This window comes from Photobacterium obscurum (assembly GCF_026191635.1).
GTDB classification, from domain to species: domain Bacteria; phylum Pseudomonadota; class Gammaproteobacteria; order Enterobacterales; family Vibrionaceae; genus Photobacterium; species Photobacterium obscurum.
Genome location: NZ_JAKRRW010000003.1, coordinates 100,261 through 124,513 on the forward strand (window position 1 = coordinate 100,261; position 24,253 = coordinate 124,513).

Sequence of the window (24,253 nt, forward strand, 5' to 3'; positions counted from 1 at the left end):
CATGTTTACTGGCATTATTGAAGCTGTAGGTACGATTACAGCACTGACACCGAAAGGTGCAGATATCGCTGTCACAGTAGATTCCGGCAAGCTCGATTTATCCGATGTAAAATTGGGTGACAGCATTGCAACCAATGGCGTGTGTCTGACGGTGGTTGAGTTAACCGGCACCGGTTACGTCGCCGATTTGTCGCTGGAAACTCTCAAACGCACTGCTTTTGCCGACTATAAGGCAGGGCAAAAGGCTAACCTGGAAAAAGCCATGCTGCCGACAACCCGTTTCGGTGGCCATATGGTATCAGGCCATGTCGACGATGTGGCCGAGATTATAGAACGTACCCACACGGGGCGGGCAATTGAGTTTTGGGTCAAAGCGCCCGAGCACTTGGCGAAATATATTTCTGAAAAAGGCTCAGTCTCTGTTGATGGTATCAGCCTGACCGTCAATGCCATTCGTGGCAACGAGTTCAAGCTGACGATTGTGCCGCATACCGCGGCAGAAACCACCATGGAGTCGTTTAAAGCGGGTCGCAAAGTTAACCTCGAAGTCGATGTGATAGCCCGTTACCTTGAGCGTTTGATGCTAGGTGAAAAGGCCGCAGAGAAGAAATCAGAAGTCACCATGGACTTGCTGGCAAAAACCGGGTTCTTAGGATAAAGAGTTAGAATAAGGGTATTGTTATGGCGTTAAGCAGTGCAAAAGAGATCATCGAAGACATCCAGCAGGGCAAAATGGTCATCCTGATGGATGATGAAGATCGTGAAAATGAAGGCGATCTGATTATTGCCTCTGAAAAGATCACTCCTGAAGCAATCAATTTTATGGCCACCAACGGCCGAGGCTTAATTTGCCTGACGTTAACTCAGGCTCGTTGCAAGCAGCTTAACCTACCGTTGATGGTGCAGGATAATACCGAGCAGTTCAGTACCAACTTTACCATTTCGATCGAAGCGGCTCAGGGCGTGACGACAGGGATCTCGGCGGCAGACCGCGCCCGTACCGTTCAGGCCGCCGTGGCACAAGATGCAAGCGCCGCTGACATTGTGATGCCGGGGCATATCTTCCCGTTGATGGCACAGGAAGGCGGAGTACTTGCACGCGCTGGTCATACCGAAGCTGGATGTGATATTGCACGCCTGGCAGGTCTTGAGCCGTCAAGCGTTATCGTTGAGATCCTGAATGAAGACGGCACCATGGCACGTCGTCCGGATTTGGAAGTGTTTGCCGAGAAACACGGCCTGAAGCTGGGTACCATTGCTGATCTTATTGAATACCGTAACAATAACGAAACCACCATCGAGCGTATTGCCGAGTGCCGCCTGCCAACGGAGTTCGGTGAGTTTGATATGATCACTTACCGCGATACCATTGATAACGAAATCCACTATGCGCTGCGTAACGGCGATGTGACGGCTGAACAGCCGACGGTTGTTCGTGTCCATCTTCAAGATACCTTTAAGGATATTCTTCATTCCGGTGCTTCCCAGTGGACGCTACCTGCGGCGATGAAGCGTATTGCCGATGAAGGTGGCGTACTGGTGGTATTGAGCAAGCAGGAAAGCCAAGACGCAGTGATCTCCAAGGTGCAGCATCTTGCGGCAGAAAAAGAGGGCAAGCCTCTGGTGAAACTGAATCCGAAGGATCAGTCTCGTCAGGTTGGGATTGGTTCTCAGATCCTTTCAGATCTCGGCGTATCCAAAATGCGTCTGCTGTCATCAAGCAGCCAGCGTTATCATTCGCTGTCGGGCTTTGGCCTTGAAGTCGTAGAGTATATCTGCGAATAAACCAATTTGCCGGCAGGCGAGGTACTCGCCTGTCTGCCATTTTCCCTCTGGCTCCGGCATTCGTGGAGCTAGAGATATTTTACAAATATACGGGTGGGAAACACGGTCTGCTTACGCTGGTTTGGCAGTTTGCATCCTCAGGTGAAGTCTGGGTGAGAAGCGAATTGGTATAACTTTTAAAGTGTGGTAGACTCCCGCGGTTTCTCAAACCGGAAAAGACATAGTCACAGGAAGGCCCATGAAGGTAATTGAAGGCGCCATCGCGGCACCAAACGCAAAAGTTGCTATCGTAATCGCACGCTTCAACAGCTTTATCAATGAAAGCTTGCTTTCAGGCGCGTTAGACGCACTGAAACGTCAAGGTCAGGTAAGCGATGACAATATCACTGTTGTTCGTTGCCCAGGTGCATACGAGCTTCCGTTGGTTGCTCAGCAGGTTGCTAAGAGCGATCGTTATGACGCTATCGTCGCGCTAGGCTCTGTGATCCGTGGTGGTACTCCACACTTCGATTATGTTGCCGGTGAGTGTAATAAAGGTCTGGCACAGATCGCGCTTGAGTTTAACACTCCTGTTGCGTTCGGTGTTCTGACTGTAGATTCAATCGAACAAGCCATTGAGCGTGCCGGTACCAAGGCTGGTAATAAAGGGGCAGAGGCTGCACTAAGCGCGCTTGAAATGGTTAATGTCCTGTCCCAAATCGAATCCTAATGGGGGTTATTGTGAAACCAGCCGCACGTCGAAATGCACGTCAGTTTGCTATCCAAGCTATTTATTCTTGGCAAATCACGAAAGGTAATGTTGCCGATATCGAGCAGCACTTCCTTTCAGGCGAAAAATTTGAAGAAGAAGATCATCAGGCTGACGCGCCTGAGCTAGCAGCACCGCATACAGACGTTGCTTACTTCCGTGATCTGTTCACTGGCGTGGTTCTGAACCACCAGGAACTGGACAGCAAGATGCGTCCTTACCTGTCGCGTCCGCTACAGGATCTGGATCAGATGGAACTAGCGCTGCTTCGTCTTGCTATGTACGAGATGACTAAGCGTGATGACGTACCATACAAAGTGGTTATCAACGAAGCAATCGAGCTGGCGAAAGCCTTCGGTGCTGAGGACAGCCACAAATTTGTGAACGGTGTGCTGGATAAAGCTGCACCAACACTTCGCAATAAGAAGTAATCGAATACGATTCCAAAGGGCCAGCTTAGCTGGCCTTTTTTCTGTCTTAAGAAAATACTATGGCTAGTAACGAATTTGACCTCATTGCTCGCTACTTTGAGCACCAGAATGTAAATCGCCGTGATGTGGCTCTGTCTATCGGTGATGATTGTGCCCTGCTAGATGTGCCGGCTGGCAGCCAACTGGCGGTCAGTACTGATTCATTAGTAGCGGGAACCCATTTTTTGGCTGATGCCGATCCAGCATTGGTTGCCCACAAGGCTCTGGCTTCGAATCTCAGTGATTTGGCGGCTATGGGAGCGACACCTGCCTGGGTTTCGCTGGCGCTAACCTTGCCCTCGCCAGATGAAGAGTGGCTGCGCCAGTTTTGTCAGGGCTTTTTTGCTTTGGCAGATTACTATAATGTTCAGTTGGTTGGGGGAGACACCACCAAAGGGCCATTGAGTATTACTATTACCGTCCACGGCTTTGTCCCGCAGGGGAAGGCGCTCACCCGAAGTGGTGCAGGAGCCGGTGATTGGGTATATGTGACTGGTAACCTCGGCGACAGTGCAGCAGGCCTTGCCTTGCTGCTCGGAGAGAAAACAGTCAGTGATGAGCAGTTGCAGGCAACGTTGCTTGAGCGCCATTATAAAGCCCAGCCAAGGATCCTCGCCGGCCAGGCTTTGCGGGGTATCGCTTCTGCAGCATTAGACATTTCTGATGGCCTTATCTCAGATCTCGGGCATATCCTGAAACGTTCTGGGTTGGCTGCTGTTATTGAGGTTGATAAGTTACCGTTGTCCCCGGAGCTTTGCCGTTTTGAGGCGGATGAAGATAAGGCACGCAGGCTGGCGTTGATCAGCGGCGAGGAGTATGAATTATGCTTTACGGTTCCTGAGCAGAATCGAGGGGCGATTGATACGACGCTGGCACACTGTGGCGTAAAAGCTACTTGCATTGGTCAACTGCGTTCGGGTGCGGGCATTCAGCTGGTCAGAGACGACCAGCCGCTTGACTGGCAGTTACACGGCTACGATCATTTTGCGGAGTAATAAGTGGGAAATCCAAAAGATAATATTAACCTAAAAAATCCTTGGCACTTGCTGGCGACGGGCTTCGGTAGCGGTCTGTCACCTATTATTCCCGGAACCATGGGAACTGTTGCTGCGATTCCATTCTATCTGTTGATGGTTCAGCTTCCGTTTGCCGCATACTTGGCTATTACCCTGGTTGCCGCACTGGTTGGGATCACAATTTGCCAGAAAACGTCCGATGATATGGGCGTGCATGACCATGGCAGCATTGTCTGGGACGAGTTTGTAGGTTTCTGGATCACCATGGCCATAGCTCCTGTGGCGAGCTGGGAGTGGGTATTGGCCGGATTTATCCTGTTCCGCTTTTTTGACATGGTGAAGCCGTGGCCGATTAGCTGGCTCGACAAGCATGTTCACGGCGGACTGGGGATCATGATCGATGATATTCTGGCTGGCTTTATGGCGATGATTGCGCTGTGGGGCGTAGGCTACTGGCTGGGTTGGTAACGTGCAAGTTCTGTCTGCCTGATGAAAAGCCGCGCTATTGCGCGGCTTTGTTATATTTGCAATGAAATTCTACTGCGCCGGCTGCCTGGTTAATACCAAATCCACTAATTATCTGATCAATTCAGTGAGAGTTAAAACCCTTTTAGACAAGGCGATAAATTAAAAATCTAGTGGCTCTAAATTGAAATTTATTAACGTCGTATAAAAGGATTTTAAACTCGCCCAAAGGGAACGCCACTGGAAGCCCATTTCTGTGTCTAGCGATTTCAAAAGAGAACCACTCTTCTATCAATCACTATCCTTGAACTTGACTTCCAGTGGTGTTCTGAATGGTTAGATAATTAATGGAATTGGTATTAGTTTGGAAAAATCAACGTGCTAGGTTTGTTCGTCTTGGCTTTGTTCGTCTAGTCTTTATTAGACTGATAGAGCGAATAGATGGTGACGTATGCCGTGGCGTTGGGTGAAAGGACTACCGTGCTTGTTAATGGCGTTTCAGGTTTATGCGCAGGTTTATCCCTCGACAGGCACAGCCTGGGTGTTGCCGGGCTGGTGGGATGAACCTTTGGCAACCTCTCACTTTGATTCTGCTGCTGACGTCAAGGAGTGGGAGTTCCATCATGCTGATATCGTGTTTGGCAGTATGTTAGACGCCGGTATCAATCGCCAGACTGTTGCTGTGGGCTATATCTATACCCAGAAGCTTGATTGCCGTCCCGGGAAACAGACGGCATGGCTCAGTAAGCAGGCACACCAGGCTGGAGTTGATATCGAAGATGGATTCTTGCATTTTGCCGAGGACACCCGGCTTGCGGTTGATAAACCGAGTACCGGCCTTGACTACCTCTTGAAAGGGAAGCCCTATCACCTGCTGCTGGTACGCAATGGCCAGTTTTCGACGGCCCGCCTCCCACTGACTCTACAGCCGGATGATGAGATTATTCTATTTTCCTCTTACCCTTTTGACGCTCTGCAGTTGCAAGCCAGCGTAACCCCGCAAATAAAGCTCAATATGACTAACGCGCAGGGTAATATCAGTGGTTGGCGAAAGGCCGAGGTTAACTGGGAGCCTGCACTATCGGGAGTATTCCAGGAGCAATCGGCAGAGGTTGAACCCAAGCTAAAAAGTTTGACTGGACAGCTACTATTGGCCAAGCCATGGATAAGCGCCTTCCCCCAGTACCAAGGGAGAACGCTGAACAGTGGTGAGAAAGGCCTGGCTGGTGGGTTAAAAACCTGGATGCTCAAACTACAGTGGCCGAATGAAACCCGATTAAAGGCACTGAAGATCCGCCCTTGGCTGGAACTGGATAACCAGCAGCTTGAGTTTCCTGGTTGGGAGGCTGCCAATGATGTTAACGGCGACGGTTATGTTAGCCCGTCGGAGTTTGCACAACGTAAAAATACTGATGCCAGCGCGCGGTTTCGTCATCAGGCTCGCTTAATACCAGCCGGTCATATGTGGCCGGGTACTTGTTGGTATCGGATTAATTTTGCCAATGAACCCTTTAACAACTTGCGAGCCAGCTGGTATCGCGAAGATTGGCAACGACAGGGTTTAAGCGGTGCATACAATGATGATATGGCCAAATTATTGGGGAGAAACCAGTTTACGGTTATCTCTGGCGGAAAAATTAGCGAGCTACCGCTACAAGCCGGAACAGAGGAAGCGGCCTCTGAGTATGCGCTTCAGCTTGCTCGTTTTTTACTTCAGGTAAAGCAGACAACCCATACACATTGGCTGGCGGCCAATATTTCAGAGCTGAACCTTTGGCATTACTCGGTCTGGCCACCGCAACTGCGTGAAGTTATCGATCTGTGGCTGAGGGAGCATTACCTGAGTCCGGCGATGGGGTTGCAGCGTATGCAGCGTTCCTGGGATTCGTTTGCCCTGGCAAAAACCGGTGATAAAAGCCTGATCATGGCTACAGTCAAAGGAGGGCGGAGCGAGCTTTCCCCATCTTCGGCGCAAGCCTGGCTGCGTGATATTGAAACGGGTTTGGCGCTTTACTACTTTTTTAACCTGCCGGGTTATACCTATTTCCATAGCTGGAACCAAAGCTATATCTACGACAGTGGCAATACGACCTTACGTAATTGGTATCGGCAAGGCGTGCCTAAAAACTGGGTATATCAGCCGTCCGCAATGCTGGAAGTTGATATCGGCCGACCGCTTGCTGTACCGAAAGGTTATAAAGTCGTGAAGTGGGAGAACAAAGGAGACAAGGTCAAATCCACTTCATCCGCGATTTCTGGGATACCGATTCGGCCGGCCAACTGGTTCTGGCTGTATCGTACTGGCTGGTTCGGCGATCTCCCCAGCGAGGGAGTGATGGCAAGGTTGTATAGCGAAGGTCTGGTGCTTTATCGGGCTGTCAAAGAAAGAAATAACAAGGGGTTCTTGCTGGCCAAACCGTTGAGGGTTTCTTTGCCGGGCGAGTATCAGAGAGTGAATTATGATGGCTCATTGGGGGAGCCTATCCGATATATCGAGCTCGGGGGTTACGAAGGGGCGGTGTTAAAAAGGGTTCCTGGAACCTAGATCCTGGCTCCTAGAGGAAAAATCTAGGAGCTAGGATCTCGTATCTAGCCGATATATGCTCGGATTTGCTTCTCGATACCCGGACCGTCGATTTCTAGCAGGGCATGGAGTTCAGCTTGGGTGCCTTGCTCGATAAAACGATCAGGCAGACCGATGTTAAGCACAGGCTTGAGGACCTTTTGTTTCATCAGGAACTCAATAACACCGCTACCTGCACCGCCGGCAATGGCATTTTCTTCCACTGTGACCAGTACATCGTGGCTGGCAGCGAGTTCGAGAATCAAGGATTCATCCAGCGGCTTCACAAAACGCATATCGGCAACCGTGGCATTGAGGTTTTCTGCCGCTTCAAGGGCATAGCTCAAGGTTGTACCGAAGTTGAGTATGGCAATTTTCTCGCCTTCACGACGGATGATCCCTTTACCGATTTCCAGCGCTGTCATTTCGTGGGATGGTGTAATACCCGTTCCACTTCCCCGCGGGTAGCGGACGGCACTTGGCCCTTGGTGCTGGTGACCGGTATAGAGCATCTGGCGACACTCGTTCTCGTCACTCGGTGCCATAATCACCATATTCGGAATGCAGCGCATGAAGCTCAGGTCAAAGGCACCTTGGTGAGTCTGGCCGTCGGCACCGACTAGGCCACCACGGTCAATTGCAAACATGACCGGTAAGTCCATGATCGCAACATCGTGGATCAGCTGATCGTAGCCGCGCTGTAGAAAGGTGGAGTAAATTGCTACCACAGGATGGTAGCCGCCGATAGCCATACCGGTAGCCAGTGTTACGGCATGCTGCTCGGCAATCGCCACATCGAAATACTGCTCGGGGTACTCTTTCGAGAAGCGTACCATTCCCGAACCTTCGCGCATCGCCGGGGTGATAGCCATCAGCTTACTGTCTTGTTCGGCCATATCACATAACCAGTCACCAAAGATATTGGAGAAGGTTGGCTGACTTTTCACTTTTGGAATTGGGTTCTGGGCCAGATCGAACTTAGGTACGGCGTGATAATTGATGGGGTCGGCTTCTGCTGGAGCATAGCCTTTACCTTTTTTGGTCATGATGTGCAGGAATTGCGGCCCTTTCAGGTTGCGCATATTCTTCAGTGTCTTGACCAGCTCTTCGACATCATGGCCGTCAACCGGGCCTATGTAGTTAAAGCCCAGCTCTTCAAACATGGTGCCAGGGACAACCATGCCTTTAATGTGTTCTTCCGCGCGCTTGACCAACTCTTTAATCGGTGGCGCGCCTGCCAACACCTTCTTGCCGCCTTCGCGGATCGTGGTGTAGAGGCTGCCTGACAGCAATCGTGCCAGGTGATTATTCAGGGCGCCGACGTTTTCCGAAATGGACATCTCATTGTCATTCAGAATGACCAGCATATCTGAATGTACGCCCCCTGCATGGTTCATTGCCTCGAAGGCCATCCCAGCCGTTATCGCACCGTCACCGATCACGCTGACTACTTTGCGGCCGAGATCTTCTTTCTCAGCGGCTATCGCCATACCTAGGCCGGCACTGATAGAGGTCGAGGAGTGACCGACAGATAATACGTCGTACTCGCTCTCTTCACGCCATGGGAAAGGGTGCACCCCATCTTTTTGGCGGATAGTAGACATCTGCTCGCGGCGTCCGGTGAGGATTTTGTGCGGGTATGCTTGATGGCCTACATCCCAGATCAGATGATCGAACGGGGTATTGTAGACATAATGCAATGCAACGGTCAGCTCGACGGCACCCAGGCCGGAGGCAAAATGACCGCTGGTTTGACTTACCGTTTTCAGCAAGTAGGTACGTAGCTCATCACAAACTGCTGGCAAGCTGTCTTGCGGCAATAAGCGAAGTTCATCTGGGGTGTTTGCCAGAGCCAGATGAGGGTATTTTGAAATATCCAGTGTCATAACATTTCGGCGCTTTTACTGATTTTAGTTATTGCGCTCGATGACGTATCGGGCAAAAACTTCTAATTGGTCTGTATTGTAGGGTATTGCGTTCAATGCTTGTAGCGCTTCTTGATAAAGTTGCTGAGCTTTTTCTTTTGCACCCTCTAATCCAAGCAGTGCCGGGTAGGTGCTTTTTTCCATTTCAATATCAGAACCCTGCGGTTTTCCTAAGGTTTCCGTATCGCTGGTTACATCAAGAATATCGTCTTGAACCTGAAAGGCAAGGCCGATGGCATCTGCATATTGGTTGAGCTGTGGCAGTACTTCTGCCCCTTTATCACCTGCGGCAAGGGCGCCAAGGCGGATGGCACAGCGGATTAACGCGCCGGTTTTGTGCTTGTGGATGGTTTCAAGCTGCTGTAGCGATACCTGTTGGCCTTCGGCAGCCAGGTCGAGTGCCTGTCCCATACACATACCGGCAGCACCAGAGGCTTGCGCTAGCTCTCTGATCATCTGGATTCGGTACTTTTCACCGTGTTCGCTCAATGAGCCGGCAGCCAAAATCTCAAATGCCAGCGTCTGCAGGGCATCGCCAGCCAGAATGGCCGTTGCCTCATCGAAGGCGATATGACAGGTCGGCTGGCCGCGGCGCAGGGCATCATCGTCCATTGCCGGCAGATCATCATGGATAAGCGAATAGGCATGAATGCATTCTACTGCTGCCGCCGGAGTGTCAAGGTCGTCATAGCTGGCACCGAGCATCTGGCCGGTAACATAGGTCAGAAACGGACGAGCCCGCTTACCGCCAAGCAAGGTACCGTGCTCCATGGCTTTGATAAGACGCTGATCGGCAAAAGGCTGCGTTGCCAGCCATTGGGCCAACTGCTGGTTATTACGCTTAAGGTAATATTGCTGAGACTGTGACAGAGACGAGGTGTTATTCATTGCTTGGATCAAACTCAGTCAGAGGGGCTTCATCATCTGCCTGAAGCAGAATTTCTACTCGTTGCTCGGCCTGAGTCAGTTTTTGCTGGCTGCTACGGGCTAGCGCGATGCCGCGTTCAAATTTTTTCAGCGCATCTTCCAGCGCAATATCACCGGACTCCAGCTCGTTTACGATGCTGTCAAGTTCATCCAGTGCGGCTTCAAACGCCATATTTTCTGGTTTTTTAGCTGCCATAAAGGGTTCACTGTGATTTAAGTGCAGGAAAAATAACGTAGTGAGTATTCTGGGTCAAATTATCTCACAGGATTGTGTGTCTCAGAACAGTATTTTTCAGCTTTTATAGTTTCATCCCTAAATCAATTGATGGGGGTGCCGATATAGTAGGAGTTCGATAGAATACCCCTTGAATAGTTTAAGCTAAGCGGCGTAAGTGGAGAGTTTCTGGTGGATTTGGCTACCCTTATAGGTTTGATCGGCTCCTTCGCCTTTGTCGTCATGGCAATGGTGTTAGGTGGTAGCATCGGCATGTTCATAGATACACAGTCAATTTTGATTGTATTCTGTGGCTCGTTATTCGTGGCTTTGATGCAATACAACATGGGACAGTTCTTTGGTGCAGCTAAAATTGCGGCCAAAGCATTTATGTTCAAAACCGATAACCCTGAAGAATTAATTGCCAAGGTCGTTGAAATGGCCGATGCGGCACGTAAAGGCGGCTTCCTGGCTTTGGAAGAGATGGAGGTCGAGAATTCGTTTTTGCGTAAAGGAATTGATCTCTTGGTTGATGGCCATGATGCCGATGTCGTGCGGGCAACCATGCAAAAAGACATTGGCCTGACAAATGAGCGCCATGAGCAGGGCATTAGTATTTTTAAGGCGCTGGGTGATGTGGCACCGGCGATGGGAATGATCGGGACATTGATTGGTTTGGTTGCCATGCTGTCGAATATGGATGATCCCAAATCGATCGGTCCGGCCATGGCCGTAGCTCTTTTGACAACCTTGTACGGGGCTGTTTTTGCCAACATGGTTTGCTTGCCGATTGCCGCAAAACTGACTCTGCGTAAAGACGAGGAGAAGCTTAACCGTCGTTTGATTATGGATGGGGTGCTCGCTATTCAGGATGGCCAGAATCCACGCGTGATTGATGGCTACCTCAAAAATTACCTCAATGAGAAAAAGCGTGCGCTGGATCTAGACGGTTAAGGGGACGAGGATGGAAGAAGATGACTGCAAATGTCCCCCGCCGGGACTGCCTGCTTGGATGGGGACTTTCGCTGACCTGATGTCGTTGTTGATGTGTTTCTTTGTACTATTACTGTCATTCTCTGAAATGGACGTCTTGAAATTCAAGCAGATAGCAGGTTCTATGAAATTTGCTTTCGGTGTCCAGAATATGCTGGAAGTAAAAGATATTCCGAAGGGAACCAGTGTGATCGCTCAGGAGTTTCGTCCGGGACGCCCTGAACCCACGCCGATTGAAGTCATCATGCAACAGACCATTGATATGACGCAGCGCTCGCTGGATTTCCATGAGGGGGAATCCGAACGTGCCGGTGGTACCAAACGTGATGCCGGTAAGTTAACCGGGGGGCAGAGCGCGGAAGTCGCGACACAGCTCAATCAAAACAGTGAGTCTGAAATGTCAGAGTCGCAGGAACAACTACTGGAAGTGCTGCAAAAGGCGCTTGATCGTGAAATCAAAGATGGAGCGGTAGAAGTAGAAAACTTTGGTCAACAGGTGGTGATCCGGATTAAAGAGCGCGGCGCATTTCCTGCCGGTTCGGCATTTTTACAGCCGAAGTTCCGTCCTTTAGTGCGGCAAGTGGCTGACTTGGTGAAAGATATCCCAGGTGTCGTTCGCGTTTCTGGCCATACTGATAATCAGAAACTGGACTCCGAGCTGTATCGTTCTAACTGGGATTTGTCTGCCCAACGTGCGGTGTCGGTTGCTCAGGAGATGGAAAAAGTTGATGGTTTTGATCATAAGCGTCTGCGTGTTGTCGGGCTGGCCGATACTGCTCCGCTAAATGGTAATAAGACCGAAGAACAGCGTACTGAGAACCGCAGGGTAGAAATTTCGATTATGCAGGGCAAACCGCATTATACGGATGAAGTCACTAGCGCCGGAAATTAAGCCTACACTAAACCTATTAGTGGGATGATATACAAGGTGGATGATACCACCTTGTATATCCTTGTTTCAGCAACAGCCTGCTTGCTGTATAATCCGCGCCTTTGATTCCTTTTGGTTTTAATCCTTTTGGTATTGTTTGGCCCTGTGTAGCGAAGCGTGTTATGAAATTTATCGTTAAACCCCATCCTGAGATTTTTGTAAAAAGTGAGTCGGTTCGAAAGCGCTTTACCAAAATCCTGGAAAGCAACATCCGCATTATTCTTCAGCGTGTGTCTGATTCAGTGTCGGTTTATAACCGTCGAAGTCATATCGAAGTGTCGTCGAAAGATGATAGCCTTCGAGATCAGGTGTTGACGGTATTAACGCAAACGCCTGGTATTCACCATTCGCTGGAAGTGAAGCAGACTGACTTTACGGACATGCACGATATCTATGAGCAGACGCTAGCGCACGTCCGCGATGATATTGAAGGCAAAACGTTTTGCGTGCGTGCAAAGCGTGCCGGTAACCACGATTTTACCTCGATTGAGCTTGAGCGCTATGTCGGTGGTGGTTTGAATCAGGCTGTGGAGTCGGCGTCGGTTAAACTTAAAAAACCAGATGTTACGGTTAAAATCGAAGTTTCCAATGACAAATTGAACCAGGTACTGGCTCGTCATAAAGGCCTTGGTGGTTTCCCGCTAGGTACGCAGGAAGATGTACTAAGCCTGATCTCCGGTGGTTTTGACTCGGGTGTGTCGAGCTATCTGCATATCAAGCGCGGCAGTAAAGTTCATTACTGTTTCTTCAATCTTGGCGGCCCGGCTCATGAAATTGGTGTTAAGCAGGTTTCGCATTTCCTATGGAAAAAGTTCGGTTCATCAGCCAAAGTTAAATTTATCGCGATTGACTTTGAGCCGGTAGTGGCTGAAATCTTGGAAAATGTTGATGATGGTCAGATGGGCGTGGTGCTGAAGCGTATGTTTATGCGAGCAGCAGGTCAGGTTGCCGAGCGTTTTGGCATTCAGGCGCTGGTAACCGGTGAAGCGCTTGGTCAGGTATCTAGCCAGACATTGACTAACCTTCGTCATATCGACGGTGTAACCGAATCATTGATTCTACGTCCGCTGATCAACTGGGATAAAGAAGATATCATCAATGTTGCTCGTGAAATCGGTACCGAAGATTTTGCGAAAACAATGCCAGAGTTCTGTGGCGTGATCTCTAAAAGTCCGACAGTGAAAGCGGTGAAAGAAAAACTGGAAGCGGAAGAGGCTAAGTTTGATTTCACTGTGCTTGACCGTGTAGTTCAAGAGGCCCGCGTGATCGATATCCGTGACATCGAGAAAGAAAGCCAGGAGCAGGCTCCGGAAATCGAGTTGGTTGACCAGATCGATACGGGAGCGATTGTTTTGGATATTCGTAGCCCGGATGAAGAAGATGAGAGCCCGCTAGAACTTGAAAACGTTGAGGTTAAGCACCTGCCGTTCTACAAGTTGGCGACTCAGTTCGGTGATTTGCCGCAAGATAAGACCTATCTGCTGTACTGCGACCGTGGTGTAATGAGCCGCCTTCAGGCACTGTACCTGAAAGAAAATGGCTTCGATAACGTGAAAGTTTATCGTCCATAAGGGCAGATCCTAGTTTCTAGAGACAAGGTCCCAGATAAAAACGAGAGCTTTTGGCTCTCGTTTTTTTTACCTTCTAACCTATACCCTTGGCAACACGTCGTAGTGCATGTTCGGCCATACAACCATCGGCTTGGCAACCTCGGCGGCTTTCTCTTTGCCAACTAGGCGGACAATGATTTCCAGCGCAAACTCCTGCGAGGTGCCTGGCCCTTGGCTCGTTAGCAGGTTGCCGTTGACATCAAAGACGACTCGCTTGGTCCGTCGGCGATCTTCCGGGATCTGGTCAATAAATGCCGGGTGGGCGGTCATGATCGCTTTCGGGAACATCTGATGGTGCTCCAGAACGACTGCTGGGGCGGCACAGATCGCAGCGATTAACTTGCCGTCATATTTATGCTGATTGACAAATTCAACCAGTAACGGGCTGTCTCGGAAGCATTCGGCGCCGCCGAGGCCGCCGGGCAGGACGACACAGTCAAACGGGTCATCGGCAATAGCCACTAGCGGTACATCAGCAACCAGTTTGATGCCTCGCGAGCCTTCAACAATCAATGCGCCGTCAGATGCTGCACTGGCCGTGGTGACCTCGAAGCCGGCACGGATCAAGATATCAATAGTATTGATCGCTTCCATCTCTTCGGTACCGGGGGCGATACACACCGCCACTTTAATCGGACGTTGCTGCTGAGCGTCATTGGTCATTATAGTTTTGCTCCAGTTGTTTAATTTGTTGCCATACCCGGGTGTTCACCGGCACCTGTATCTGGTGTGCTTCTGCCCGAGCGATGAGGTAGCCAGTAATATAGTCGATTTCTGTGGTTCTTTGCTGGCAAATGTCTTGATTCATTGAAGAAAAATTTTCTGCGGTTGCCCTGATGACCTTATTCGCTAAATTCCTGAGATTACTTCCTCGGGTGGGATAGCCTTCTGCAGTCATGACTAAGGCCACTTCATTGCAGATCTGATCAAGCTGCGAGTCAAACTCCGGCTTTGCAAGAGCGCCATTACGGCATTGATGAATTGCGGTGAGTGGGTTGATGGCGCAGTTGATTGCCAGTTTTTGCCACAGTGGCGTATTAATATCATCATGCCATTGGCAGGGAGCAAGGACCTGATCGAGCAAGGTTGCGAGATGTTTATAGGCTGTGCCGGCAGGATTCAAAGCGCCGATCCAGGTTTGCCCTAACCCTGTGTGGTTGAGCAGCAGGTTGTCAGCACGGAAGGCACCTTGTGCCGTTGTCGCATAGAGAAGCGGATTATCCGGCAATAGCTGCAAGGCTAGTTGTTGGCTCCCCATACCGTTGTGCATAATAATTACTGGTATCCCGGGTGAAAGAAAAGGCGTGATGTCAGTAATAGCCTGCTGGACCTGAAATGCTTTTACGGTGATTAGAACGCAGTTTGCGGCCTTTAGCTGAACGGTATTATTGGTATCAAAATGATAGGTTTTCAGCTCTTGCCCAGAGTCGAGCGGAGTGAAATCAACGCTCAGAGTTGTGGCGGTGCTATCTCGGGTCCAGAATTGAACCTGATGTTTTTCTGCCAGTTTACATCCCCATAAACGGCCGATGGCACCGGCACCGACAATGGTAAATTTCACCAGGTATCCCCTTTAAACTTCTTTGTTGTGATTATTGGTTTGGTATTAGAGGCAGGATACCACTTTCTGTTGCGCTGTTTGAATGGTAACGAAAGGCACACCAAATGGTGTGCCTTTTAGAGTCGGTGGTGGAGGCTCCTCAGCTGTAGTTAAAATTTGTAGTTAACTGATAAGTAATGGCCCCAACCCGTTGTATCTCCGGCAAAACCGCCATCTTTGAACAGTGCCATATTGTGATAGTACTTTGCCCCATAGCCAAAGGCCCACTGTGGGGTGTGATAGTAGATACCGTTGAACCACTCGAGTGCTGTTGTTGTTCGATTGACATCGTCAGAGATTTTTGAGGCGCCGAACTTGTAATCGATATACCCCTGATAGGTAATGAAGTGGCCACCGCTTAGCGTATACCAAGGCTTGAACCAGTTGGTGGATACCATGTAGCCATCCCAGTCGCCTTCATTATCGGCACCGAAATTTTCCCGTACATAACGGGCATAGGTATTGAGTCCGATTTTTCCAAACCATGGTACCTGAACATCCGAGCCAATCCCGATATAGTGTTCGAACAATGCGTTATCACCCACATTGGTCACGGTGGAAATATAGAGCTCCTGTACCGGGCCAAAGGACAGATCTTTACCTGTCATACCATCAATGGAGAGGCGGGGAGCAAATTTGAAGAAGAAGTTATCAGCGAAATCATCACTGCCTTCAGGTTTGTTACGATCAGACTGACTGGAGTTAAACAGGTCAAACACGTCCAGATAACCGTAGAGATCAAGCCAACCAGAACGCCCACCAAATTCCATCTCGAAATAGGTATCGTCCTGGAAGCCGAAGGGGATTTTGTTATCGATACTCTGCATGACATTCAGGGTCATCCATTTGTAGTCATTTTTTCGGATGTCGTCAGAGTAATCGACGGCAAAACACGCACCGGACAAGGCCAGTGCCGAACTAATGCTGAGGGCTGTCAGTGTCTTATACATGATGAATTTCTCGCAAGCCATTTGCCATTGCTATTGTTCTTCTTTCCTTCACCCATAGGGGAGGGCGACTGAGGTCAGAAGTGTGAAATAAGTGCATTATGGGAGTAAAAATATGCGTTGCACTTATATAGCAAAGGCTAGCGTAAATTCTCAGCTCTGTTGTTTTGTCTTAAAGCTAAGCCGCCATTCTCAGTTGCTGACAGGAAATGGAGTAAAAATTTATGAATAAAATGAAGGAGAAGGCGGGGAAGGCTCGGAATTAATTTCGTTCTTAATTTTGAGAGTGGGGACAGATGAACAGCAAAAAGGCACCCGAAGGTGCCTTTTATCATGCCAAGTACTAATTAACTTAGAACTTGTAAGTAACTGCTACGTAGTGGCCAACACCTGAAGATTCTGCTTCTGGTGCCCATGGTAGAGCTTCACCATCTTCGAAACCGTATACGTTGTTGTATAGTTTCAGACCGTAACCTACCGCAAAGCGGTCAGAGTGCCAGTACAGGCCATTGAACATCGCGCCGCCAGTGCTAGATTGGAAAGCTGCGTCATCTTCTAGACCAAATTCGTAATCGATGTAGCCCTGGTAAGACAGGAAGCTGCCGTTGTCGAAGAAGTGGAATGGCTTGAACCAGTTAGTCGCAAGGTGGTAACCGTTCCACTCATGGTCGTTTCCGCGGTATGAAGCATATAGGTTCAGGCCAATTTTGCCTAACCAAGGAACCATTACGTCAGAACCCAGACCGATTTTCTGGTTGTTAACACCAGCGTTGCCGCCCCACTCCATAAGAGTTGCAATGTAAAGCTCTTGTACTGGACCGAAAGACAGGTCTTTGCCAGTCATTGCATCAAGAGATACACGTGGTGCGAACTTCATGAAGATTTTTTCAGCGCCAGCTTTGTCGCTGTCTTTGTCGCTAGTCAGGTTGAATACGTCAACGTAACCGTATAGGTCGAAGATACCAGAGCGGCCGCCGAATTCCATTTCTAGGTAATCGTGGCTTGATTCTGCACCTGCGCCTTTTTCGTCGATAGCATACATTAGGTTGAACTGTGACCAGCTGTAGTCATTCTTGTGAATGCCATCAGAATAGTCTGCTGCATTTACTGCTGCAGGTAGAGCTGTTGCTGCTAATACGCTTAGTGCTACTAGTGATTTACGCATGGTTAACTCTCGCTAATTGTATTTAATAATTGGGCTTTTTTGGGGTGCCCTTATTTATGGCTGCAATTCTATTGCTTTATGTCACCCTTGTGAATGTAACGATTGCGCAATCCTTTCCTAAACGTGAGCTTGATCTTCTGTAATCGATTACAAATCAGGATATTGGTGATCTCGATCGGTATTTTTTGTGTTATTCCTGAATGTTTTCTGAACTAAGTGTTAAACCACACATCTAACCGTGCTTTTTCGATGCTTCTTCAGAATGAAAAGGTAGGAAAATGACAACGGGAAGTATTCTGTATCAACAGAATACTTCCCGTTTTTGTTACAGGACGCTAACAAATAGCTTGTAGCCGGTGATTAGCCCGCTTGTGAACTGATTTCTGTCGATGATTTTGAGTTTCTGTCGACCGCATAGATGAGCAGCAAAACAGGCAAACCAATTAATGCGGTGGTAAGGAAGAAAATATTATAGCCAAACGTATCAACATACAGGCCGGAGAAACCGGCAATGAATTTAGGGAACAACAGCATGATTGAGCTGAACAGGGCATACTGAGTCGCTGAAAATGCGACATTGGTCAAGCTAGACATATAGGTAATGAAAGCGGCGGTGGCAATACCGGCACTTAAGTTGTCAACCGAGATCACCAGTGTCAACATTGGCAGGCTGTTTCCTATATAGGTAAATAGCATAAACAGCAGGTTAGTTGCTGCAGCCAGGATTGCACCTAACGCTAAAATACGCAGTGTATTGAACCGGCTAACCAAAATACCGCCTAGTCCGGCACCGAGTAATGTCATGATCACACCATAGATTTTCGATACTGAAGCTACCTCTGTTTTGCTAAAGCCCATATCGACATAAAAGGCATTGGCCATCACTCCCATAACCACATCTGAAATACGGTAGCAGCCGATAAGTACCAGAATGAGTAAAGCATCACGCCCGTAGCGGGAGAAAAAATCTTTGAATGGCATGACAGCCGCGGTATAGAACCAGGCAATGAGTCTTGCTTGCTTGGGAGGCATCCCCTTGTCGGTTAGCTGTTGGCGGTAGCTGCGCTCTGCATTGTCTATCTCAGAGCTGTCGATTTCCGGTTCATGAATGCATAGTGCCGTGATCAGCCCAACCAGCATCAGGGCCGCCATGATGAAGTAGGCATGTTTCCAGCCGTTGACATCATAACCGCTGTCGGAGCCAAACCAGGCCGCAAGCGCTAGCGCACCGGCTCCCGCCATAATCATCGCTAACCGATAGCCGGTCATGTAGGCCGCTGCCAGTGCAGCCTGTAGCCTTTCCGATGCCATTTCAATTCGGTAAGCGTCAATAACGATATCTTGCGAGGCGGAGGAAAAGGCAACAATCACGGCAAAGATAGCCAGTTGTACCAAATCGATTTGCGGGTTGCTGATCGCCATGCCACAGAGTGAGGCTATGATCAGAAGCTGCGAGAATACCATCCAGCCGCGACGACGACCCAAAAGGTTTGATAACAAAGGAATAGGAAACCGGTCAATGAGCGGTGACCAGATCCATTTAAAGCCGTAGGCTAACGCCACCCAACTGAAAAAGCCGATATCCGTGCGGCTCACCTCGGCTTCGCGGAGCCAAAATGACAGGGTGCCGAAAACCAGTAGCAGGGGAAGACCGGAAGAAAAACCCAGTGCTAGCATGATCAGCACTTTCTTTTCAAAATAGACCCGCCACCCCAACTTGTTGTCTTCTATCGATTGCTCCATGGTTTCCTCAAAATCATTATGCATGCCGCTTGATTCTCGATTATAAGACTAAGCGACTGCGAACTTCAGTAAAAAAACAGTAAAAAGATGTGCGACGCGAGTTGCTGGTTCCTAGAACCTAGTTCCGAGGAAAAGCGAAGAAGAGCGGAAAGCTTGAGGTTTGAAGAGTCTGTGTGCTGGTGCATCAAAACCAACAAGCTTGAATTGTAATAATCCAGGCTCTAGGAACGAGGAGTCAGAAGCCTATCTTTTATTACGGCCTAATTCCCTGCATATTTTTCTGATGACTACTGAGGCCAAGAAGATACTGAGCTGTCGCGGTGACTTTGAATTGAATAAAGTTATTGCCGAGTAATTCGTGTTCTTCAAGAGACTCAAGGAGATGAAGGAGATACCAGTAGGCTGACTCATAGCTGTCGTCGGGAGTGCCAGAGGGGACAGAGAGTTTCCACCAGTCATGCAGGTGTTCGGTGCAGGTTTTTGTCATGGAGTCGTAGCTGACATCGCCAGATAGGGTCGCGAGAGCGCTCAATGCTAAGGCTGGGGCATAGTCAGCGATATGCTGATTGACCAATTCACAAGAAACATCTGGCCGAGATGAGATGAGTGTAAGCATAGCAGTCACCTGGGCGTAGGGTAACGACCAGGTGACGTTAGCCTACTTTTTAATAATATTAATAGCTTTAATAACTATAGGCTGCTGTGGAACATCTTTCATACCCATTGATCGGATAGTTGTAGTAGGAATTTCAGCCATTTTTTCAATAACTGAGAAGCCCTTCACAACTTTACCGAACACCGCATAACCAGGGCGGCTACCTTGCGCGTCAAGAAACCCATTATTTTGGTAGTTAATGTAAAACTGACGTGTTGCCGAGTCTGGATCCTGGGTGCGTGCCATTGCAATAGTTGCACGGGCATTGCTAAGGCCGTTGGTTGATTCATTTTTAATTGCGTCATACGAAGGGCGACGCTTTAGATCTTTGTCAAAACCACCACCCTGAGCCATAAAGCCGGGGATCACACGGTGAAAGATAGTGCCGACATAGCTGCCATCTTCCACATAGCGCAGGAAGTTTTGGCTTGATACTGGCGCGCTTTTGTCGTCCAGCTGGATGGTAAACTCACCTAGATTTGTGGTCACCAGTACTTGTGTTGCAGCACTGACCGGCAGCGCAAAGCAAAAAAGTAAAGCAAGAAGGTAGCGACGCATTACAGGTTCTCCTGCATATAGGTGTTAAGCTCAGGATCGGCGTAAATGTCTTTTAGAACAGCTGTGATCAGGTTGTTCAGCGCCAATTCCATATCTTCCACTGAAGCACTCATTGCCCCGGTACGGTCCGACTTACCAGCGTAACGCTTCACGAATTTTCCTTTTGGTGATTCAATCACTAACTGCAATTGTAGCTTGCTGCTTAACTCATGGCTCATCACGCTGTGCTTAACATTCACTAATGCTTCCAAAATATCCAGTCGTAACGTGCCCTGGCTTTCTTCGGTCACGGTATAGCCCTGGGAACGAAGTTGGCGTGACAAGGCTTCTTCGAGTGTAATGCGCAAGTTTTGCGTTGCATGTAGCGGCTGTACATTCTGGCGACCGCTATCCACGACAGCGACAAATTGCGCAGTACGCAGATCTCGGCTTTCAATACTCAGCGCTTGTCCGTTTGCGGTAGGTTGAGTAGCAATCACCGGTGATGGCGCAATAGTTAGCTGAGGTTCGGAAGGAGCCGAACATGCAGTTAGAGCCAAAACAGAGGCGGCAATAAGAAGTTTTTTCATACTGATTTTATCCTTAACAAAAAAGCTGCTGCGGGCAAACAGCAACTCAATAGTACATATAATTATTTACCAGATTGATAAACAACAAATTTATTGTTCCGGGCGATGACCGATACATTACCGAATAAGCGCTTAAGCTTGTCATCGTAGCCCAGGTGGCGGTTACCAATCACGATTAACTGGCCTTTAGCTCTGAGAACTTGCTTTGAGTCACAAAACATTTGCCATGCAATATGATCGGTGATGGCGGTTTGCTGGTGGAACGGCGGGTTACATAAGATGAGATCGGCACTGTTTGGCTGAGCTTCATCAAGACAGTTTGACACCATGGCCGTCAGCTGTTCCGGAGTTTGAAGGTTCAGCTTGGCGTTGGCTTCACAGGAGGCGACAGCCATATAGCTTTCATCAACACAGGTAATGTTGGCATGTGGGTTCAGTCTCGCGGCTTTCAGGCCAATGACACCGTTGCCACAACCTAAGTCGATAATATCGGTATATTTGTCGTTCTGTGGAATGTGCTCTAGCAGCAAGCGCGCGCCAATATCCAAGCTGTCACTTGAAAAGACATTGGCATGGTTGGTCATTGTTAGGTTATGTTCAGGCACATCCCATTGCTGAGGGGCTGGCATCGGCTTTGCTAGTGCAGGGTTTGGCTGGCAGAAAATCAGGCGTGCTTTTTTGACCGCCAAAGAGGTTTTGGTCACACCAAGGTATTTTTCAAATAGCTTCAGCGTCGAAGTATGGATCTCTTTCACTTTTGCAGCGCCAATTACCACACAGTCTTGTGGTAGGAGATTGCAAAGTTGCTGCAGTTGCCAGATCAGCAGGCGGTTATTTTTTGGCAGCTTTACCAAAACCAGCTGCGGGTTTTCTGGCAGCTCCGCCAGGCAGTCAATGATTTTGATTGGCGGCAACTGGTTGGCTTTGAGGTTGGCGATGCAGCCTTGTTTGGAGATATACGAGTCAGTCACACTGGTGACTTTACCTTTCTGAGCAAACCAGCAGCCTAGCGCACCGAAACTGTCATTTATAATCAGGATCGGCCGTTGGGGATCCAGTTCCATGTCGTGGACATGGTTGATGAGGTATTCATCTGCTGCATCCCATGCTTGCAGGGTTTCATTTTTTCGTACTGGGTAGCGCTGTAGCTTTAGCGTACGCTCGTGCAGGGTTAGCTCAGGTTTCATTACAGAGTACTTTAAGGTATGTTTACAATTCAGTTATCTATTTTCGCAGAACATGCCTGCGCTGCAAACTAAAACCCGGCCTTTGCGGCTTATTTATTACAGTCCGCTGACTTGCGGCCTGAGATACAGCCCAAAAATCTGCAGTGTTTCTTGTTTAGCGGCTACGAGGGTGAGAGTTATGATCCAGGAACGTATCAACGAGAAACTGCAGCAAGCATTTTCGCCATTGCATCTTGAGGTGGTGAATGAAAGCTATATGCATAATGTACCCGCAGGCTCGGAAAGCCATTTTAAGGTGGTGATTGTGAGCGAGCAATTTGAAGGCGTTAGGCTGATTGGCCGTCACCGGGCGGTAAACAGTGTGCTTGCCGATGAGTTGGCAGCTGAAGTCCATGCGTTGGCCATGCATACCTATACCGAGAGTGAATGGCAGAACTTGTTTGATGGGGCACCTCTGTCGCCGTCATGCCGTGGAGGCGCTAAATTAGTCTAATTCAGTTTCTTAATGGCAACTGAAATGAATAGAAACCGCACATTGTTGCGGTTTTTTTCGTCATAAAGTTTGAATTAACGAGCATCATTATCATCGGGTATCACGTATCATTGTCTACTTCTTCTAAATGGATTCGGAAGGCATACCAATTAGTTAACAGTCATGATTGGTATAAGTAGAAGTTGGTCATACAGCTATACTTTGAGGACTTGGTTTTCTGCTAGTAATGGCAGGAGGCGGTTCTGCAATACAAGGATATTGGATGATAAAGCGTAGTGGCAAAATTGTCGTAGGGCTTTTACTTGCTGTCGGCCTGTTAGCGTGTGGTGATCAGGGAAGCAGTGACCAAAAGCAAGTCAAACCTGTTGAATGGAAGCTGGTTACCTCGTGGCCAAAAGGTTTTCCTGGCTTAGGGGTGGCTCCTGAGAGGTTTGCGGAAAAGGTTGAGCAATTAAGTGATGGTAGGTTAACCATTCGGGTTTATGGCGCCGGTGAGCTGGTGCCAAGCTTTGAAGTGTTCAATGCTGTTTCGAAAGGAACTGCTCAGATGGGCCATTCGGCGGCTTATTATTGGCAGGAGAAAATTCCAGCTGCCCCTTTTTTTACCGCTATTCCGTTTGGTATGACAGCCCAGGAAATGAATGCCTGGCTACATTATGGTGGTGGCCTGGAACTGTGGCATGAGCTCTATGCTCCCTATGGAGTTATCCCGATGGCGGGGGGGAACACTGGTGCCCAAATGGGGGGGTGGTTTAATAAAGAGATTAATAGCCTTCGTGACCTGAAAGGGCTGAAAATGCGTTTGCCCGGCTACGCGGCTGATGTACTGAAACGCTCTGGAGGAATTCCTGTCAGCTTGCCCGGCGGAGAGCTTTTCACAGCATTGGAAACTGGAGCCATTGATGCGACCGAGTGGGTTGGCCCTTACAATGATCTCGCATTTGGTTTACATAATGCCGCCAAGTACTACTATTATCCGGGGTGGCAGGAGCCTAGTGCCTCAATGGAGTTCCTCATTAATAAAGGGGCCTTTCAGGCGCTCCCGGAGGATTTACAGTTGGTTGTGACAACTGCAGCCAGGGCAATCAATCAAGACATGCTTGATGAATATACAGTCAAGAATTTACAGGCGCTGGATGTCTTGATCAACGAGCATGGTGTCGAGTTGAGGCTGTTTCCTGAAGATGTTCTGTCGGAATTGGAGCTTTTGACATCACAATTGCTGGCAGAAAAGAGTGAAGCAGATCCTGATATAGGGCGTATTTATTCAGCCTACAAGCAGTTTCTTGCAGACATCCGGCAGTATGGGCGGGTGTCAGAAAATGCAGATGTGAATATTAATTAACACCGCATGACAAAATATAAACAAATATGATGGGGCATTGCTGCCCCATTGTTGTGACTGTGCGAATGCTATTGATTTTTTGTTAAAACATCGCTTCAAGTGCAAATGTTTTGATAAAACAACTTGTTTTCCACAATTGTGCGTTAGCTCAAAGATATAACCTAACAAATGTATTGCGTTTGAATTGTTCACTGATTTTCGCCTCGTTTAGGACGGTTTGGCATAGTAAAAACCCGTAGTTTAATGCTAGAATCGCGGCCTCAAAATTACTCGTCATAAAATCTGTGACCAGTAAGTTAATAGGATGTTGCGGTGCTGGTTACGGATATAAACCGGCTTCGGAC

The 24,253-nt window shown here is 48.8% G+C and carries 24 protein-coding genes; 12 read left to right on the top strand and 12 right to left on the bottom strand.

The annotated features are described in order from the left end of the window. The first annotated feature begins 1 nt into the window (after position 1). The 7 genes from MD588_RS04585 (at position 2) to MD588_RS04615 (ending at position 7,029) form a co-directional block, all read left to right on the top strand. Positions 2 to 658, top strand: coding sequence for a riboflavin synthase (locus MD588_RS04585; RefSeq protein ID WP_265695724.1), 657 nt, complete (start codon positions 2 to 4; stop codon positions 656 to 658). Between the two features lie 23 nt (positions 659 to 681). Continuing rightward, positions 682 to 1,785: a bifunctional 3,4-dihydroxy-2-butanone-4-phosphate synthase/GTP cyclohydrolase II gene (gene ribBA / locus MD588_RS04590; protein WP_265695725.1), complete on the top strand. Its 1,104-nt coding sequence runs from the start codon at positions 682 to 684 to the stop codon at positions 1,783 to 1,785. 238 nt (positions 1,786 to 2,023) lie between these two features. Continuing rightward, complete coding sequence (gene ribH / locus MD588_RS04595) at positions 2,024 to 2,494, top strand: 6,7-dimethyl-8-ribityllumazine synthase (protein ID WP_075763709.1); 471 nt, start codon at positions 2,024 to 2,026, stop codon at positions 2,492 to 2,494. Continuing rightward, complete coding sequence (gene nusB, locus MD588_RS04600) at positions 2,494 to 2,964, top strand: transcription antitermination factor NusB (RefSeq protein WP_265695726.1); 471 nt, start codon at positions 2,494 to 2,496, stop codon at positions 2,962 to 2,964. Before ribH ends, nusB begins: the two co-directional genes overlap by 1 nt. Before the next feature lie 59 nt (positions 2,965 to 3,023). Further along, entirely contained in the window at positions 3,024 to 3,998 is a 975-nt protein-coding gene (thiL, locus tag MD588_RS04605) for a thiamine-phosphate kinase (RefSeq protein WP_265695727.1), read from the top strand. A 3-nt stretch (positions 3,999 to 4,001) separates the two neighbouring features. Next, positions 4,002 to 4,487, top strand: a complete 486-nt coding sequence (gene pgpA / locus MD588_RS04610) for a phosphatidylglycerophosphatase A (protein WP_265695728.1) — start codon at positions 4,002 to 4,004, stop codon at positions 4,485 to 4,487. A gap of 448 nt (positions 4,488 to 4,935) precedes the next feature. Beyond that, a complete protein-coding gene (locus MD588_RS04615; RefSeq protein ID WP_265695729.1) occupies positions 4,936 to 7,029 on the top strand; it encodes a hypothetical protein in 2,094 nt (697 codons plus the stop codon). Positions 7,030 to 7,073: 44 nt separating this feature from the next. On the opposite strand, the gene dxs is transcribed toward MD588_RS04615, so the two are convergent. The 3 genes from dxs to xseB are packed head-to-tail and all read right to left on the bottom strand — an operon-like array spanning position 7,074 to position 10,095. Next, complete coding sequence (dxs, locus tag MD588_RS04620) at positions 7,074 to 8,933, bottom strand: 1-deoxy-D-xylulose-5-phosphate synthase (RefSeq protein ID WP_265695730.1); 1,860 nt, start codon at positions 8,931 to 8,933, stop codon at positions 7,074 to 7,076. 24 nt (positions 8,934 to 8,957) lie between these two features. Further along, the gene (ispA, locus tag MD588_RS04625) at positions 8,958 to 9,860 is read right to left on the bottom strand and encodes a (2E,6E)-farnesyl diphosphate synthase (protein WP_265695731.1); all 903 of its coding nucleotides are present in this window, start codon (positions 9,858 to 9,860) and stop codon (positions 8,958 to 8,960) included. Next, entirely contained in the window at positions 9,853 to 10,095 is a 243-nt protein-coding gene (xseB, locus tag MD588_RS04630) for an exodeoxyribonuclease VII small subunit (RefSeq protein ID WP_265695733.1), read from the bottom strand. Before xseB ends, ispA begins: the two co-directional genes overlap by 8 nt. A 210-nt stretch (positions 10,096 to 10,305) precedes the next feature. Between xseB and pomA the strand changes: the two genes are divergently transcribed. The 3 genes from pomA (at position 10,306) to thiI (ending at position 13,608) form a co-directional block, all read left to right on the top strand. Continuing rightward, positions 10,306 to 11,067, top strand: a complete 762-nt coding sequence (gene pomA, locus MD588_RS04635) for a flagellar motor protein PomA (protein WP_265695734.1) — start codon at positions 10,306 to 10,308, stop codon at positions 11,065 to 11,067. Positions 11,068 to 11,077: 10 nt separating this feature from the next. Then, positions 11,078 to 11,998 (top strand): flagellar motor protein MotB, encoded by a 921-nt coding sequence (locus MD588_RS04640; protein ID WP_265695736.1) that lies wholly within the window; start codon positions 11,078 to 11,080, stop codon positions 11,996 to 11,998. A 161-nt stretch (positions 11,999 to 12,159) separates the two neighbouring features. Then, positions 12,160 to 13,608: a tRNA uracil 4-sulfurtransferase ThiI gene (gene thiI / locus MD588_RS04645; protein WP_265695737.1), complete on the top strand. Its 1,449-nt coding sequence runs from the start codon at positions 12,160 to 12,162 to the stop codon at positions 13,606 to 13,608. A gap of 78 nt (positions 13,609 to 13,686) precedes the next feature. Here the strand turns inward: thiI and yajL are convergent, their stop codons facing one another. The 9 genes from yajL to MD588_RS04690 all read right to left on the bottom strand — a co-directional run bounded on the left by yajL (position 13,687) and on the right by MD588_RS04690 (position 22,071). Then, the gene (gene yajL, locus MD588_RS04650; protein ID WP_265695739.1) at positions 13,687 to 14,310 is read right to left on the bottom strand and encodes a protein deglycase YajL; all 624 of its coding nucleotides are present in this window, start codon (positions 14,308 to 14,310) and stop codon (positions 13,687 to 13,689) included. Further along, positions 14,300 to 15,208, bottom strand: coding sequence for a 2-dehydropantoate 2-reductase (gene panE, locus MD588_RS04655; protein WP_265695741.1), 909 nt, complete (start codon positions 15,206 to 15,208; stop codon positions 14,300 to 14,302). The genes yajL and panE overlap by 11 nt, the downstream gene beginning before the upstream one ends. A 149-nt stretch (positions 15,209 to 15,357) precedes the next feature. Beyond that, positions 15,358 to 16,197, bottom strand: a complete 840-nt coding sequence (locus tag MD588_RS04660; protein WP_265695742.1) for a nucleoside-specific channel-forming Tsx family protein — start codon at positions 16,195 to 16,197, stop codon at positions 15,358 to 15,360. A gap of 349 nt (positions 16,198 to 16,546) precedes the next feature. Next, on the bottom strand, positions 16,547 to 17,359 hold the full coding sequence (locus MD588_RS04665) for a nucleoside-specific channel-forming Tsx family protein (RefSeq protein ID WP_265695743.1): 813 nt from the start codon (positions 17,357 to 17,359) through the stop codon (positions 16,547 to 16,549). A 360-nt stretch (positions 17,360 to 17,719) separates the two neighbouring features. Then, on the bottom strand, positions 17,720 to 19,102 hold the full coding sequence (locus tag MD588_RS04670; protein ID WP_322784234.1) for an AmpG family muropeptide MFS transporter: 1,383 nt from the start codon (positions 19,100 to 19,102) through the stop codon (positions 17,720 to 17,722). A 253-nt stretch (positions 19,103 to 19,355) separates the two neighbouring features. Then, on the bottom strand, positions 19,356 to 19,718 hold the full coding sequence (locus MD588_RS04675) for a hypothetical protein (RefSeq protein WP_265695746.1): 363 nt from the start codon (positions 19,716 to 19,718) through the stop codon (positions 19,356 to 19,358). Positions 19,719 to 19,760: 42 nt separating this feature from the next. Next, positions 19,761 to 20,315 (bottom strand): peptidylprolyl isomerase, encoded by a 555-nt coding sequence (locus MD588_RS04680; protein ID WP_265695747.1) that lies wholly within the window; start codon positions 20,313 to 20,315, stop codon positions 19,761 to 19,763. Then, on the bottom strand, positions 20,315 to 20,884 hold the full coding sequence (locus MD588_RS04685) for a YajG family lipoprotein (protein WP_265695748.1): 570 nt from the start codon (positions 20,882 to 20,884) through the stop codon (positions 20,315 to 20,317). Before MD588_RS04685 ends, MD588_RS04680 begins: the two co-directional genes overlap by 1 nt. Before the next feature lie 62 nt (positions 20,885 to 20,946). Then, on the bottom strand, positions 20,947 to 22,071 hold the full coding sequence (locus MD588_RS04690; protein WP_265695749.1) for a methyltransferase: 1,125 nt from the start codon (positions 22,069 to 22,071) through the stop codon (positions 20,947 to 20,949). Positions 22,072 to 22,249: 178 nt separating this feature from the next. On the opposite strand from MD588_RS04690, the gene bolA reads away from it, so the two are divergent. Both bolA and MD588_RS04700 read left to right on the top strand, forming a co-directional pair. Then, positions 22,250 to 22,564: a transcriptional regulator BolA gene (gene bolA, locus MD588_RS04695; protein WP_265695751.1), complete on the top strand. Its 315-nt coding sequence runs from the start codon at positions 22,250 to 22,252 to the stop codon at positions 22,562 to 22,564. Between the two features lie 262 nt (positions 22,565 to 22,826). Continuing rightward, positions 22,827 to 23,909, top strand: coding sequence for a TRAP transporter substrate-binding protein (locus MD588_RS04700; protein WP_265695752.1), 1,083 nt, complete (start codon positions 22,827 to 22,829; stop codon positions 23,907 to 23,909). Positions 23,910 to 24,253: the final 344 nt, after the last annotated feature.

Excerpts from the sequence above, each read along its gene's own strand:
- MD588_RS04585 (WP_265695724.1), top strand. The coding sequence starts at position 2 with ATGTTTACTGGCATTATTGAAGCTGTAGGTACGATTACAGCACTGACA.
- ribBA (WP_265695725.1), top strand. The coding sequence starts at position 682 with ATGGCGTTAAGCAGTGCAAAAGAGATCATCGAAGACATCCAGCAGGGC.
- ribH (WP_075763709.1), top strand. The coding sequence starts at position 2,024 with ATGAAGGTAATTGAAGGCGCCATCGCGGCACCAAACGCAAAAGTTGCT.
- nusB (WP_265695726.1), top strand. The coding sequence starts at position 2,494 with ATGGGGGTTATTGTGAAACCAGCCGCACGTCGAAATGCACGTCAGTTT.
- thiL (WP_265695727.1), top strand. The coding sequence starts at position 3,024 with ATGGCTAGTAACGAATTTGACCTCATTGCTCGCTACTTTGAGCACCAG.
- MD588_RS04615 (WP_265695729.1), top strand. The coding sequence starts at position 4,936 with ATGCCGTGGCGTTGGGTGAAAGGACTACCGTGCTTGTTAATGGCGTTT.
- dxs (WP_265695730.1), bottom strand. The coding sequence starts at position 8,933 with ATGACACTGGATATTTCAAAATACCCTCATCTGGCTCTGGCAAACACC.
- ispA (WP_265695731.1), bottom strand. The coding sequence starts at position 9,860 with ATGAATAACACCTCGTCTCTGTCACAGTCTCAGCAATATTACCTTAAG.
- xseB (WP_265695733.1), bottom strand. The coding sequence starts at position 10,095 with ATGGCAGCTAAAAAACCAGAAAATATGGCGTTTGAAGCCGCACTGGAT.
- MD588_RS04640 (WP_265695736.1), top strand. The coding sequence starts at position 11,078 with ATGGAAGAAGATGACTGCAAATGTCCCCCGCCGGGACTGCCTGCTTGG.
- thiI (WP_265695737.1), top strand. The coding sequence starts at position 12,160 with ATGAAATTTATCGTTAAACCCCATCCTGAGATTTTTGTAAAAAGTGAG.
- yajL (WP_265695739.1), bottom strand. The coding sequence starts at position 14,310 with ATGACCAATGACGCTCAGCAGCAACGTCCGATTAAAGTGGCGGTGTGT.
- MD588_RS04660 (WP_265695742.1), bottom strand. The coding sequence starts at position 16,197 with ATGTATAAGACACTGACAGCCCTCAGCATTAGTTCGGCACTGGCCTTG.
- MD588_RS04665 (WP_265695743.1), bottom strand. The coding sequence starts at position 17,359 with ATGCGTAAATCACTAGTAGCACTAAGCGTATTAGCAGCAACAGCTCTA.
- MD588_RS04670 (WP_322784234.1), bottom strand. The coding sequence starts at position 19,102 with ATGGAGCAATCGATAGAAGACAACAAGTTGGGGTGGCGGGTCTATTTT.
- MD588_RS04675 (WP_265695746.1), bottom strand. The coding sequence starts at position 19,718 with ATGCTTACACTCATCTCATCTCGGCCAGATGTTTCTTGTGAATTGGTC.
- MD588_RS04680 (WP_265695747.1), bottom strand. The coding sequence starts at position 20,315 with ATGCGTCGCTACCTTCTTGCTTTACTTTTTTGCTTTGCGCTGCCGGTC.
- MD588_RS04685 (WP_265695748.1), bottom strand. The coding sequence starts at position 20,884 with ATGAAAAAACTTCTTATTGCCGCCTCTGTTTTGGCTCTAACTGCATGT.
- MD588_RS04690 (WP_265695749.1), bottom strand. The coding sequence starts at position 22,071 with ATGAAACCTGAGCTAACCCTGCACGAGCGTACGCTAAAGCTACAGCGC.
- bolA (WP_265695751.1), top strand. The coding sequence starts at position 22,250 with ATGATCCAGGAACGTATCAACGAGAAACTGCAGCAAGCATTTTCGCCA.
- MD588_RS04700 (WP_265695752.1), top strand. The coding sequence starts at position 22,827 with ATGATAAAGCGTAGTGGCAAAATTGTCGTAGGGCTTTTACTTGCTGTC.